The organism is methanotrophic endosymbiont of Bathymodiolus puteoserpentis (Logatchev) (genome assembly GCF_900128525.1).
GTDB lineage: Bacteria > Pseudomonadota > Gammaproteobacteria > Methylococcales > Methylomonadaceae > Methyloprofundus.
This window is the reverse complement of the sequence record NZ_FQTQ01000064.1, coordinates 79,999-94,635: the sequence shown is the minus strand read 5'-3', so window position 1 is coordinate 94,635 and position 14,637 is coordinate 79,999. Positions and strand designations below refer to the sequence as shown.

Below are 14,637 nucleotides of genomic sequence, written 5' to 3'. Positions count from 1 at the left end.
TGTTATTTTGTGTTAAAAGGCTAAATCATTAACACTTAGAATAGCCGATAAAATAGAAATAATAATACCCGCAATTAGCAGCCCTAAAGTAACAATTAAAATAGGCTCCAGCATCGCCAGCATACGTTCAATGGTTATTTTAAGCTGTTTATCATAAGTCTCAGCTGTCCTTGCTAACATTTCTTCCATTTTTCCCGTTTCTTCACCCATTTTGATCATTTGGGTCGCCATTTTTGGGAATTGTCCAGACTCTATTAACGCGCTGGACATATCTTTACCTTGCTTTAAATTATCCTCAGCAAGCGTCAAAGCATCAATTAACACCAAATTACTCAATGTCCCCTTAACAATGCCTAGTGCTGTTAATATAGGAACACCATTAGATAATAAGGTGCCTAAAGTACGGGTAAAATTAGTCGTGCTGGTATTACGGATAATTTCCCCAAATAAGGGCAGCGATAAAATAATACCGTCCCATTGTGCTTTTCTAGGGCCTACTGTTAATTCATAGCGCATGATAAAAAAGGTAGCAAACCCACCGATTAATAAAATCCACCAGTAGCTTTGTAGCCACTCCGCTGTGCCGACGACAATTTGGGTAGATATTGGCAACTCCTTACCCGCACTTTCAAACATCTCCGTAAATTGTGGAACCACAAAAGTCAGTAATAAAAATACCGAGCCTAAGGCCATAACAACAAGCACGGTGGGGTAAATTAATGCTGTGCTAACAGTATCTTTTAATTCCTTAGATTTCTCTAAATATTCAGATAACTGGCCTAAAACAATATCAACGCTACCACCCGCCTCACCTGCACGCAGCATATTAATATAAAAGCGTGAAAAAGCACTCGATTCAGCCTCTAAAGCATCCGCCAAGTTCACCCCACCTTTAACGCGCTCCAGCACTTTTTTAATTAAGTCATGTATTTTAGAATCAGGGTCTATTAATTCCATTAATACCACTAAAGACCTATCTAAAGGCAATCCTGCTTGCAATAAGGTCGCCAATTCTTTAGTAAATAGATTCACTTCTTTTTGTGACAGCCCTTCCTGAGACCGTTTAAAAGAAAACAAATGTGACAGACTAGAGCCTGACAAAGATATTTTGAGCGGAATTAAACCTTCAGACTGCAAATAATCAATAAGATGGGCTTCATCTTTTGCTTCTTTAGTCCCTTCTTGAACAGTGCCGTCATGTGCTACCGCCTTATAAACAAATAAAGTCATTTTAGACTTCCGTTGTGACGCGTAAAACCTCTTCTAAGGTCGTCATGCCTTTTGCTGCCTTTGCTAAGCCATCTTGATAAATACTTAACATGCCGCCTTTTACCGCTTCTTCTTGAATCAATCCCGATTCTTTATGTTCCATGACCATTTTCCTTAAAGCATCATTCATCACTAAAAACTCAATAATCGCCAAACGTCCACTATATCCAATATCACCACATTCTTTACAGCCTTTAGCATGATATAAGGTCAATTTCCCTTCTTTCAAGAACCGCGTCAAACCTTTTTCTTTAATTACTTCAGGAGGAGGCTGATAAGGCTCACGACAATGCATACACAGTTTTCTAACCAGCCTTTGCGCTAAAATACCATTCACTGTCGAAGTTAATAAATAGTCATCCAACCCCATATCTAATAAGCGTGCCAGCCCGCCAGCGGCATCATTGGTATGCAATGTAGATAAAACCATATGCCCCGTTAATGCGGACTGTACAGCAATTTTAGCCGTTTCTAAATCACGCATTTCACCAATCATAATAATATCGGGATCTTGCCGAACAATAGAGCGTAAAGCGCTGCTAAAAGTTAAGCCTATTTTAGGTTTTGCCTGAATTTGGTTAACCCCTTGCAACTGATATTCAACAGGATCTTCAACCGTGATAATTTTTTGTCCTGGCGTATTTAAGTAACTTAACGCGGTATATAAAGTCGTTGATTTACCACTACCTGTTGGCCCAGTAATTAATATAATGCCATGCGGTTTATTTAAAACCTGAATAAACTGCTTTTCATTAGCCTCTTCAAAACCTAATGATGCAAAATCAAAGACCACATTTTCTTTATCCAGTAAGCGTATCACAACACTCTCACCATACATGGTCGGCGTGGTCGATACACGTAAATCAATTTCCTTGCCTTGCATTTGTATTTTGATACGTCCATCTTGAGGCAAGCGGCGCTCTGCAATATTTAACTTTGCCATCAATTTAATTCTGGAAATGATGGCCGCTGTCGCACTAACCGAAGGACCTTCTATTTGTTGTAACACGCCATCAATACGCAAACGAATGATTAAAGCATTTTCAAAGGGTTCAAAATGAATATCCGATGCTTTACTCTCTAGTGCGCGTTGAAAGACTAAGTTCACCATACGAATAACCGGAGCTTCACTGGCTAAATCCTTTAAATGCTCGATATCATCCAGGGATTCACTGGCATCCAAATTATCAGTAATTTGTCCCATCTGTGACTTGCCGCCACCATATTGGCGCTCTATAGCTTTATCTATGTCAGATAAAAGGCCAATTTTTAGCTCTATCGGTAACTCGCATTTTAAGCTCAATGCCTGTTTAATAAAGCTATTCTCAGGATCTAAAACGGCAATAACCATTTTATGCTCATCCGCTGAAATGCCAACAACATGGAACTCCTTTAAGAAACGTAAAGAAATATCATCGGGCAATACTGGACTATCAGGATAATCAGCAGGTTCTAGGACACTTAAGTCAGACACTTTTGCTAAAGCCCCCGCGACATCTTTTTCAGAACATAACCCTAATTTCACCAAGAGTAAAGGCAACCCTGTTTCTTGCATTTGTTGCTGAATTTTATTGACTTTATTTAAGTCACTTTCACGCAATGATTGTTGCGTAATAAGGGTATTGATAAATGTCTGGTAGCTCATAAATTTTGGGGCAAATGACGTGTTTTAAATTTGTCTTTAGGCTGTAGTAAGGAAGATATGAATCATTCGGAAAGTAATTGCAGTTAATTTTGGCTATGACCTTGGTATTTAATTACTTTAATGCGAATTAAGAGCTAAATTTATAGATAATTGATATCAAAAGGTTAGGTATCAGCGCTTGCTCTTCAGTCGCTTGCAATATTCTAAGCATTTGATTTTACAATTCCGGTTTAGTTCTTAATTCATATTTTAACTGATTTATATTATGAAATGATGAATCTAAGAATTTTTAGGGGTAAGGATAGCTTGTAAAGGTACAATTTATTAAATACTTTTTAACAGGTACAAAGAGTGTCATAGGATATGCTGAAGAATAAAGCGCATCCTCTATATCAAATACCTGTGCATAATGAGAAGTTACGAGAATTATAGTACACTAACCAATATTTTATTGCATTCTCTATTCTAAAAATAGGAAGCCTGCACCCACTCAATAACCTGATATTTTTACACATAATTTGAACCAGGCCGAGGCAACCCTTGCTGCTCTTCCTCCTGTAATTAAGCACCACTTACCTGCTTCTAAATATCATAAATACGCATAGTTTTAAAGGTTGGATGTAGTTTGCAAGCAATTTAACTTAGTTTAATGATAGCTCGCTAGTAGAAATAAAAGGCATTCTTTAAAAACACCAGCTTTAGTTTATACCTACTCTAAGTGATGCTAAAATACAGCCATGCATAATTTAACCACTTTAAAATTAATTGAGCGCATCAGCACGCTACTAAGAGCTGAGCAGCGTAAAAAATATTCTGCGTTAGGGCTACAACCCGTCCATGTGCAAACGCTAGACTATTTAGCCAGTTGCAATCGGTTCAGTGACTCTCCAGCCGCTGTCACAGATTACTTAGGCTTAACTAAAGGTACCGTTTCACAAACTTTACAAGTTTTAGTGCGTAAAGGATTTATTGAAAAAAAACAAGATGATGCTGATAAACGTATCGTACACCTGAAGATCTTACCTGAGGGACAAGCGCTTTTACAAAACATTACTCCTTTTGATGTCTTTACTAAAGCAGAGCAAGCTATTGAGAATAAACAGTTTGACTCCATTAGTGCCGCACTTTATGAGGCGCTCGTTGCCTTACAAAATGTCAATGGCACCAGTAGCTTTGGCCAATGCAAAAACTGTATTACTTTCAGTGAAGAAAATGATCACTATTATTGTTTATTAATGCAGCAGCCATTGAGCCAAGCAGATATTGAAAAGATTTGTCGCGAATATGTCTCTGTTACCAATTCTGGCTTAGTTTAAGCTAAGCTTTATTTACAACACTACTGGAATTTTTTATGTTTGATCCAAAATCAATTGATGATATCGCTAGCCGTTTAAGCGATGCTATTCCTCCCGGCTTAAATAACTTTAAAGAAGACCTAGAGAAGAATTTTCGCGCTATTTTACAAAGTGCTTTGGGTAAAATGGATTTAGTGACTCGCGAGGAATTTGAAGTACAAAAAGGTGTCTTAGCTAAAACTCGCACTAAGCTAGAAGATCTAGAAAAACGTGTTGCTGAAATGGAAAAACATATTTCAAAATAGCCTCAACATCAAGCTAATAGCTTGAGCTTTCATCTCAAGCTATTTTCTTAATCCTCTCTGCAAGCCCACTAAAACGCTCAACTTTACGTTTAATTGTTTGTAAGAATACCTCTTTATTAGTCACCATTTTTAGCGTGGTTTTAGCGCGCGTTATTCCTGTATAAATAAGCTCTTTAGTTAATATTGGGTTAATCACTTCTGGTAATACCAATAACACCTCATCAAACTCTGAGCCTTGACTTTTATGTATGGTCATAGCAAAAACAGTTTCACAATAAGGCAAGCGAGCAGGTAAATACTTCCTAACAGCACCATCAGCATGTAAGAAAAAGACCATTAATTGTCCGCTATTTTCAGTATCAGGCATACAAATACCTATATCGCCATTATATAACTGCAGAACTGCATCATTTTGCGTAATCATGATAGGTCGACCGCTATACCAATCACCCGAGCTTTTGATAAGTCGTTGCTCTATCAGCGCTTGAACCACTCGAAAATTAATATCATCGACACTATATAAGCCCTCCCGCGTTGCACATAGCACTTGAAACTCACTAAAAGCTGCGTAACATTCTGTAAAGCTGGCATTTTCAGAAATAAGCTGTAAATAAGCGACTTGCTTATTAGCGATATAGTCAATTAGATCCTCTTTTAAAAAACAAACTTCTGCGTAATTCTTTGTTAATAATTCCCAAGCTAAATCAGCTTCCTGATGATTAATTGCTTCGGCGAAAGTTTTTATATGTCCAGAAAAACGGTAAGAAACTTTCAGCTCCTGCGTGTACTCAGGCAAAGCATTCGTTAAGTCAGCCAATACCGTTCCTGTTTCCACCGATGCTAGCTGATCTTTATCACCTAATAAAATAAGCCGTGCATTTACTTTTAAAGCGTTGACCAATTTAGTCATTAAAGGTAAATCAATCATCGATACTTCGTCGACCACAACAATGTCACAGGCTAGAGGTAAATCAGCATTATATTTAAAATAGGGCGATGGCGGCCTTGCTCCAAGTAAGCGATGAATCGTGACAACCTGTTCAGGAATCATTTCCTTTAACGCCTCAGAACAATCTAAATCATGTTTACTTTGCCCGATAGATTCTTGCAGCCTCATAGCAGCTTTTCCAGTAGGTGCTGCAAGCATGATATTTAAAGGAATTTCTGAAAATTCCTGTAACAAAGCTAGAATTTTAACCACTGTTGTTGTTTTTCCTGTGCCCGGCCCACCTGTTATAATAGTGAACGGATACTTTATAGCTGTAATCGCCGCTTCCTTTTGCCAATTAATACTGTCAATAACAGGAAAATATCGATCAAATACCTCAGAAGAACCACTCAGTAAAGAATCTGCCCCCATCAAACTAACTAATTTCTCCGCTAGTTGACACTCATAGCTCCAATAACGCTGTAGATATAGTTGCTTGTCTTCCAATACCAAAGGTAACGTACCAGTTTCATCAGCCATACCTGAGTTCAGCACTACAGTTAGCTCAGCTTCACTTAACTGAAAACAACTATGCCCTTGGCTCTGAGCATACGATAACTTAGCCACTATTGCTGCAAACTGTTTGCCTTGCTCATCTTTTAGTCCACTTTTCTGAGTTAAGAAGCGAGCAAAAGCATAATCTAAATGACTAAGAGTTATTTCATTTAGCATGAGCTACCTATTAATAAGTTAAGAAGATATTTAGACATTTTACCTTTCCTAGCAAAATAAAAAGTAAAAAAAAACCCAACCTATGACTAGATTGGGTTTTAGAATATGAGCTTGGCAATTCCCTACTTTCGCATGGATAAATCCACACTATCATCGGCACTAAACGGTTTCACTTCCGAGTTCGAGATGGGATCGGGTGGTTCACGCTCGCTATGGTCACCAAGCAAACTGGTTTGATTGTTACTTTCTTCCTCTTGCTTTCGCTGGATTCGTCTTGGTATCAATCGTCTCTCCTTTAGGGTTCGGCTTTAGGCCTGTTGTCTAAAGGTTTGGAAATCTGTTGTGTTTCGAGTCTCTTTCTTTGTTTCGTTCTCTCGCAGTGAAAGCGATTGTTAGCTTCACATAACACGACCTTTCTTGTGTTGATTTTCTCAACACTTGAAACGCATTTGGTGTTATATGGTCAAGCCTCACGGGCAATTAGTACAAGTTAGCTTCACACATTACTGCGCTTCCACATCTTGCCTATCAACGTTGTAGTCTTCAACAGCCCTTCAGGGAACTTTAAGTTCCAGTGAGATCTCATCTTGGGAGGGGCTTCCCGCTTAGATGCTTTCAGCGGTTATCCTGTCCGAACGTAGCTACCGGGCAATGCCATTGGCATGACAACCCGAACACCAGGGGTTCGTCCACTCCGGTCCTCTCGTACTAGGAGCAGCTTCCCTCAAATCTCAAACGCCCACGGCAGATAGGGACCGAACTGTCTCACGACGTTCTGAACCCAGCTCGCGTACCACTTTAAATGGCGAACAGCCATACCCTTGGGACCTGCTTCAGCCCCAGGATGTGATGAGCCGACATCGAGGTGCCAAACACCGCCGTCGATATGAACTCTTGGGCGGTATCAGCCTGTTATCCCCGGAGTACCTTTTATCCGTTGAGCGATGGCCCTTCCATTCAGAACCACCGGATCACTATGACCTACTTTCGTACCTGCTCGATGTGTCTATCTCGCAGTCAAGCGTGCTTTTGCCATTACACTCATTGCATGATTTCCGACCATGCTGAGCACACCTTCGTGCTCCTCCGTTACTCTTTGGGAGGAGACCGCCCCAGTCAAACTACCCACCATACACTGTCCCCAACCCCGATAAGGGGTCTAGGTTAGAACTTCAAACATACCAGGGTGGTATTTCAAGGTTGGCTCCACCACAACTAGCGTCATGGTTTCAATGCCTCCCACCTATCCTACACAAATAGGTTCAAAGTCCAGTGTAAAGCTATAGTAAAGGTTCACGGGGTCTTTCCGTCTAGCCGCGGGTATACGGCATCTTCACCGCAATTTCAATTTCACTGAGTCTCGGCTGGAGACAGTGTGGCCATCGTTACGCCATTCGTGCAGGTCGGAACTTACCCGACAAGGAATTTCGCTACCTTAGGACCGTTATAGTTACGGCCGCCGTTTACCGGGGCTTCGATCAAGAGCTTCTCCGAAGATAACCCCATCAATTAACCTTCCGGCACCGGGCAGGCGTCACACCCTATACTTCCTCTTGCGAGTTTGCAGAGTGCTGTGTTTTTGATAAACAGTCGCAGCCACCAATTTAATGCTGCCTTCTTCAGCTCCACGAGCAAGTCGCTTCACCTACAAAAGGCGTACCTTCTCCCGAAGTTACGGTACAATTTTGCCTAGTTCCTTCAGCCGAGTTCTCTCAAGCGCCTTAGAATTCTCATCCCACCCACCTGTGTCGGTTTGGGGTACGGGTCGTTATAACCTGAAGCTTAGAGGTTTTTCTTGGAAGTATGGCATCAATCACTTCGTCTCTCACGAGGAGAAACTCGTCATCACGTCTCAGAATTAACAAGAGTCCGGATTTACCTAAACTCTCTCCCTACACGCTTAAACTTACATTTCCAACCGTAAGCTGATCTAGCCTGCTCCGTCACCCCATCGCAGTTATAACAAGTACAGGAATATTAACCTGTTTTCCATCGACTACGCCTTTCGGCCTCGCCTTAGGTCCCGACTAACCCTGCGTCGATTAACGTTGCGCAGGAAACCTTGGGTTTTCGGCGAGGGGGTTTTTCACCCCCTTTATCGTTACTCATGTCAGCATTCGCACTTCCGATACCTCCAGCCAACTTCTCAATTGACCTTCGCAGGCTTACGGAACGCTCCTCTACCACCTCCGTTAATAAATTAACGTCGATCCGTAGCTTCGGTACACTACTTAGCCCCGGTAAATCTTCCGCGCAAACCGACTCGACCAGTGAGCTATTACGCTTTCTTTAAAGGATGGCTGCTTCTAAGCCAACCTCCTGGCTGTCTGGGCCTTTTCACATCGTTTCCCACTGAGTAGTGATTTTGGGACCTTAGCTGACGGTCTGGGCTGTTTCCCTTTTCACGACGGACCTTAGCACCCGCCGTGTGTCTCCCGTGCTAAAACTTGTTGGTATTCGGAGTTTGCAACGGTTTGGTAAGTCGGGATGACCCCCTAGCCGTAACAGTGCTCTACCCCCAACAGTTATACACGAGGCTCTACCTAAATAGATTTCGAGGAGAACCAGCTATCTCCGGGCTTGATTAGCCTTTCACTCCGATCCACAGCTCATCCCCGCATTTTTCAACATACGTGGGTTCGGTCCTCCAGTAGGTATTACCCCACCTTCAACCTGGCCATGGATAGATCGCCCGGTTTCGGGTCTAATCCTAGCGACTATACGCCCTATTAAGACTCGCTTTCGCTACGCCTCCCCTTCTCGGTTAAGCTTGCCACTAAGATTAAGTCGCTGACCCATTATACAAAAGGTACGCAGTCACGGAACAAGTCCGCTCCTACTGCTTGTACGCATAGGGTTTCAGGATCTATTTCACTCCCCTCTCCGGGGTTCTTTTCGCCTTTCCCTCACGGTACTAGTTCACTATCGGTCGATAAGTAGTATTTAGCCTTAGAGGATGGTCCCCCTATCTTCAGACAACGTTTCACGTGCATCGCCCTACTTAATACGTTCCTTTTTGATTTCGTGTACGGGACTATCACCCTGTATCGTCAGACTTTCCAGACTGTTCCACTATCGCAAAAGACTCGGCTATTCCCCGTTCGCTCGCCGCTACTTAGGGAATCTCGTTTGATTTCTTTTCCTCGGGGTACTTAGATGTTTCAGTTCCCCCGGTTCGCTTCTTACTCCTATGTATTCAGAGCAAGATAATCTGCTTATGCAGATTGGGTTTCCCCATTCGGAAATTCGCGGATCAAAGTTTGTTTGAAAACTCCCCGCGACTTATCGCATCCTACAACGTCCTTCATCGCCTCTTATCGCCTAGGCATTCACCCTATGCGCTTATTCACTTGACCATATAACCCAAATACGTCTTGAGTTTATGGTTTCGCTGACATTTTCGCTTTTTTCTGCTTGAGAACTCATTTTCGTTTCATTTGTGACACTTGCGTGTGACATTTGTTACGTTAACTCGTTTTTTACTATCAACAAACGCGTTTTCGGTGTTTGTTGACTTTACAGATTTCCAAATTTTTAAAGAGCTTATTAGTTAAAATCACTAATGCTATAAGTTCTGTTTTTTAACTTTAATAATGAATCATTAAAGTCTTGAACAAAATTTATAGAATTAATTTTTCTCGCTTTTGTTTTTTACTTGTTTTGTACTTGTTTTGTGCTTTCTTATTTTCTTGCTTTTCTTATTTTTACTTTTTTCTTTTCTACATCAAGTATGGTGGAGCCAAGGAGGATCGAACTCCTGACCTCCTGCGTGCAAGGCAGGCGCTCTCCCAGCTGAGCTATGGCCCCATAACTGGTTTGCGGGCTTTTACGTCCCCTGTTAAGTCTAGCTAGCTATTGAGAAACACGTTATTCCAGAAATAAAAATAAAATCTATTTTATTCTTTCTTTCCTTGTTTTCCCTCTTTATATATCTAGCTAGAATTTTGTGTTAATCAAGGAAAAATTCAATGAAGTGTGCGATAAGCACATGAGTTGAATTTTAACGAAGAGTAACGCAAAATTTGGTGGGTCTGGGTGGATTCGAACCACCGACCTCACCCTTATCAGGGGTGCGCTCTAACCAACTGAGCTACAGACCCCATAAATAGGATCAGACTCGATGTTTTTCTAATCAAAATAATTTGTTGTGGATACTTGCACAGCATTGACATGCTTTGTAAGGAGGTGATCCAGCCCCAGGTTCCCCTAGGGCTACCTTGTTACGACTTCACCCCAGTCATGAATCACAAAGTGGTGAGCGCCCTCCCGAAGGTTAGACTACCCACTTCTTTTGCAACCCACTCCCATGGTGTGACGGGCGGTGTGTACAAGGCCCGGGAACGTATTCACCGCGACATTCTGATTCGCGATTACTAGCGATTCCAACTTCATGCAGTCGAGTTGCAGACTGCAATCCGGACTAAGATCGGCTTTCTGGGATTAGCTTACTCTCGCGAGTTTGCGGCCCTCTGTACCGACCATTGTAGCACGTGTGTAGCCCTACCCATAAGGGCCATGATGACTTGACGTCGTCCCCACCTTCCTCCGGTTTATCACCGGCAGTCTCCCTAGAGTTCTCAACTTAATGGTAGCAACTAAGGATAGGGGTTGCGCTCGTTACGGGACTTAACCCAACATCTCACGACACGAGCTGACGACAGCCATGCAGCACCTGTCTCAGAGTTCCCGAAGGCACTCTACTATCTCTAACAGATTCTCTGGATGTCAAGGGTAGGTAAGGTTCTTCGCGTTGCATCGAATTAAACCACATGCTCCACCGCTTGTGCGGGCCCCCGTCAATTCATTTGAGTTTTAACCTTGCGGCCGTACTCCCCAGGCGGTCAACTTAATACGTTAGCTCCGCCACTAAGCCTATAAATAGACCCAACGGCTAGTTGACATCGTTTACGGCGTGGACTACCGGGGTATCTAATCCCGTTTGCTACCCACGCTTTCGTTCCTCAGCGTCAGTTTTAGTCCAGGAAGTCGCCTTCGCCACTGGTGTTCCTTCAGATCTCTACGCATTTCACTGCTACACCTGAAATTCCACTTCCCTCTCCTAAACTCGAGTTTGCCAGTTTTAAATGCAGTTCCCAGGTTGAGCCCGGGGCTTTCACATCTAACTTAACAAACCACCTACGAACTCTTTACGCCCAGTAATTCCGATTAACGCTCGCACCCTCCGTATTACCGCGGCTGCTGGCACGGAGTTAGCCGGTGCTTCTTCTAAAGGTAATGTCAAGAGACAGGATATTAACCTGCCTGTTTTCCTCCCAATTGAAAGTGCTTTACAACCCTCAGGCCTTCTTCACACACGCGGTATTGCTGGATCAGGCTTCCGCCCATTGTCCAATATTCCCCACTGCTGCCTCCCGTAGGAGTCTGGGCCGTGTCTCAGTCCCAGTGTGGCTGATCGTCCTCTCAGACCAGCTATAGATCGTCGCCTTGGTGAGCCTTTACCCCACCAACTAGCTAATCTAACGCAGGCTCATCTATTAGCGCGAGGTCCGAAGATCCCCCGCTTTCCCCCGTAGGGCGTATGCGGTATTAGCATGGTTTTCACCATGTTGTCCCCCACTAATAGGCAGATTCCTACGCGTTACGCACCCGTCCGCCACTCGTCAGCCAGGAGCAAGCCCCTGCTGTTACCGTTCGACTTGCATGTGTTAAGCATACCGCCAGCGTTCAATCTGAGCCATGATCAAACTCTTCAGTTTTAAATCATTTTGTGACATCATCAGATGTGCCACCAATCTTTGTTTCGATTGTCAGAATTTACGTTTGTTAATCCGAAGATTAACATGATAGATTCTTATATCGATTATTTATATCATGCACAATAATCTCTACAAGTACCCACAACAAATTATTTCGATTAAGTTTTTAAAGAGCAAGGAGGGAATCAATCATTCCGCCCTGTTGAGTCCGACCATTATACAGAGCCAACTCATTGTGTCAATCTTTATTTTTAGGAAGTTTTCAAGGCAGGCAACAATCAATCAAAGCCAAACCTGAACAACAAACGACTTTAAAACAAACACTAACTGAACCCCGAAGAGCCCACCCTCAACCGTAAATCCGTTAAGTAGCCGACCATTATAACCAGCAAAAATAAACGGTCAAGTCTTTTATTTTAATTCTAAAACTAAGGCGGTTAAATTATCTTAAACCATAAGACAAGCCATTATAAAATCGGCCAACTTAGTAACCCGCCTCGCTCTTCAGCACCGGAGCGTTGAAGAGCTGGCCATTCTACCGTTTTAGCCGGATAGGTCAAGGCTTTATTTTATTTATTTTGTATTTATTCACTTTAAACAGACTTATCCCTGCTATTCCCTGCGCTCCACACGACAGTGCAAGATCATAATCTTGTTTATCAACGCCTCCCAAGGCAAATACTGGCAGATTAATTTGCGCAACCCATTGCGAAAATTGCTGCCACCCCAAAGGATTTGCTTCAGAGTGTGAAACTGTTTTATTGACTGGCGACAAAACAACAAAATCTAAACCCAATCGTTCCGCTTGACGCAACTCCTGTAAATTATGGCAAGATGCCGCAACAACCCTTTTGCCCTCAGGCCTACGCTTTAATATCATCATATCTGATGACGTTAAATGCAGTCCTACACCACTTGTTTGTGCACCCATAATCTGTGAATTTAATAAGTACTTCAATCGCAGCACAGCGCACTCAGATTTTACTGTGTTCATTAAATTCTTAGCATCCTGTCGATTTAAATGCTTTGCCCTTATCTGTACCAAATCAACGCCTTGCGCTGATATATCATGCAAATCTTGCTTGATATTATCGCTACCTATAATGGCATACTGCCGCCCCAGTTTAATAGCTGACAATATAGCTTTATTAGCCTCCGGAAATCTATATTGATCAAGCTCGCCTTCATTAATCCACTTAAAATCCTGCCTTTCCTGAGCAATAACCTCACCAGAAAAACGACTTACTTCATAAACATGCAGGCGCACACTAACTTCCTGATAATCAAAATTTAACTCTATTAATGGGGATGTGCTTATTGGCTTTATATTTAATTCTTCAAATAACTCTCGACTCAAAGCCTCGACCGCACTCTCGCCGACCTCAAGTTTCCCTCCAGGAAACTCCCACAAACCAGCCAAATGAGCATCTGCCTTGCGCCGCGCAATAAGAATTCGACTCTGAGCATCTTGAATTATGCCAACAGCGACATTAACCCGAATCGCACCACCCTTAGGTTCTATATTCTGCATTAATACGTACATAATCATAGGAAAAATCACATGTCAGTACTCTCTGCTCCGACTTACCGCGCCCTAACACCACAGTAACTGTAATCTCTTCCTGATTCATAACCTCCTGCCCCGCCTCTTCCGTATATGCTGCAGCACAGCCACCATTTTCGACGATACACACATCACCAAGATAAATTTTTATGCGCTCCACATCTAGACACTCTACCCCCGCACGCCCAACAGCGGCCAAAATACGCCCCCAATTTGGGTCGCTGGCAAAAAAGGCTGTCTTAACTAGCGGCGAATGAGCAATAGTTTTAGCAACTTGCACTGCTTCCGCCTCATTTCCTGCTTGTTGCACATTAATTTTGATCAGCTTAGTTGCACCCTCACCATCTCTGATAATTAATTCCGCCAAATGCATGCAAGCCTCGTCAATAGCTGCTTGAAAAGCGACCATTGCATCACTACCTGTAATAATTTCAGGCAGTGTGGATTGACCGCTCGCTATCAACACGCAGGCATCATTAGTTGAAGTATCCCCATCAACTGTTATTCTATTAAAGGATTGCTCAACAGCACTAGCCAGACATTCTTGTAATGCCCCCCGTGAAACCTTCGCATCTGTAGCAATAAAACCGAGCATCGTGGCCATATTAGGCTGAATCATTCCAGCCCCTTTTGATATCCCCGTTATGGTGATTTTCTGGCCATTTATTTCAACCACTTTGGAATACCCTTTAGCAAACGTATCCGTTGTCATAATAGCCTGTGCTGCTTTACTCCAATTATCTTCAGTTAAATTTTCTTGCGCGCCTGGAAGCGCCTCAACAATTTTTACAATAGGTAACAGCTGACCAATAACGCCTGTTGAAAAAGGCAATACTTGTTCCGCAGTCACACCATTCAACTTGGCAACAGCAGCACAACTAGCTTGAGCATCAAACATTCCTTGCTGCCCCGTTCCGGCATTAGCATTGCCAGAATTAACCAGCAGCCATCGAGTTTTTTTTTGTAAATGCGCGCGCGCAACAACAACAGGTGCAGCACAAAAAGCATTTTGAGTAAAAACAGCAGCGCAAGTCGCACCTTCTGCCATTTTTATTAACAGCAAATCATCGTGCACTGCTTGCTTAATACCCGCACAAGTCGTACCCAACTTAATTCCTGGCACCGCATACATTTGCGGAAAATTCACCTTACCAACCGCCATACTTTTCTCACCTATCAATT

7 protein-coding genes, 2 tRNA genes and 3 rRNA genes are annotated in these 14,637 nt (G+C 42.7%); 2 read left to right on the top strand and 10 right to left on the bottom strand.

Translation table 11 applies throughout. The annotated features are described in order from the left end of the window. Positions 1–12: 12 nt before the first annotated feature. Positions 13–1,230 (bottom strand): type II secretion system F family protein, encoded by a 1,218-nt coding sequence (locus tag BQ7314_RS05965; protein WP_174482787.1) that lies wholly within the window; start codon positions 1,228–1,230, stop codon positions 13–15. Position 1,231: 1 nt separating this feature from the next. Continuing rightward, a complete protein-coding gene (gspE, locus tag BQ7314_RS05960; protein ID WP_174482786.1) occupies positions 1,232–2,914 on the bottom strand; it encodes a type II secretion system ATPase GspE in 1,683 nt (560 codons plus the stop codon). Between the two features lie 737 nt (positions 2,915–3,651). Here gspE and BQ7314_RS05955 point away from each other — a divergent pair. Together BQ7314_RS05955 and ubiK are read left to right on the top strand one after the other, a co-directional pair. Further along, positions 3,652–4,230 (top strand): MarR family winged helix-turn-helix transcriptional regulator, encoded by a 579-nt coding sequence (locus BQ7314_RS05955; RefSeq protein ID WP_174482785.1) that lies wholly within the window; start codon positions 3,652–3,654, stop codon positions 4,228–4,230. Between the two features lie 35 nt (positions 4,231–4,265). Next, on the top strand, positions 4,266–4,514 hold the full coding sequence (gene ubiK, locus BQ7314_RS05950; RefSeq protein ID WP_174482784.1) for a ubiquinone biosynthesis accessory factor UbiK: 249 nt from the start codon (positions 4,266–4,268) through the stop codon (positions 4,512–4,514). A gap of 34 nt (positions 4,515–4,548) precedes the next feature. On the opposite strand, the gene recD is transcribed toward ubiK, so the two are convergent. The 8 genes from recD to argJ form a co-directional block, all read right to left on the bottom strand. After that, positions 4,549–6,174 carry an exodeoxyribonuclease V subunit alpha gene (gene recD, locus BQ7314_RS05945; protein WP_174482783.1) on the bottom strand — a complete coding sequence of 542 codons (1,626 nt, stop codon included), beginning with the start codon at positions 6,172–6,174 and terminating at the stop codon, positions 4,549–4,551. 109 nt (positions 6,175–6,283) lie between these two features. Continuing rightward, a 5S ribosomal RNA gene (rrf, locus tag BQ7314_RS05940) occupies positions 6,284–6,398 on the bottom strand. A 235-nt stretch (positions 6,399–6,633) separates the two neighbouring features. Further along, a 23S ribosomal RNA gene (locus BQ7314_RS05935) occupies positions 6,634–9,530 on the bottom strand. Between the two features lie 375 nt (positions 9,531–9,905). Further along, positions 9,906–9,981, bottom strand: a tRNA-Ala gene (locus BQ7314_RS05930). Positions 9,982–10,197: 216 nt separating this feature from the next. Then, positions 10,198–10,274 (bottom strand) — tRNA-Ile (locus BQ7314_RS05925). 78 nt (positions 10,275–10,352) lie between these two features. After that, positions 10,353–11,891: ribosomal RNA gene (locus BQ7314_RS05920) — 16S ribosomal RNA — on the bottom strand. Together the 16S, 23S and 5S rRNA genes with 2 tRNA genes alongside form the textbook arrangement of a ribosomal RNA operon. A 556-nt stretch (positions 11,892–12,447) precedes the next feature. Continuing rightward, positions 12,448–13,422, bottom strand: coding sequence for a Nudix family hydrolase (locus BQ7314_RS05915; protein ID WP_174482782.1), 975 nt, complete (start codon positions 13,420–13,422; stop codon positions 12,448–12,450). Continuing rightward, positions 13,403–14,617 (bottom strand): bifunctional glutamate N-acetyltransferase/amino-acid acetyltransferase ArgJ, encoded by a 1,215-nt coding sequence (gene argJ, locus BQ7314_RS05910; protein WP_174482781.1) that lies wholly within the window; start codon positions 14,615–14,617, stop codon positions 13,403–13,405. The genes BQ7314_RS05915 and argJ overlap by 20 nt, the downstream gene beginning before the upstream one ends. Positions 14,618–14,637: the final 20 nt, after the last annotated feature.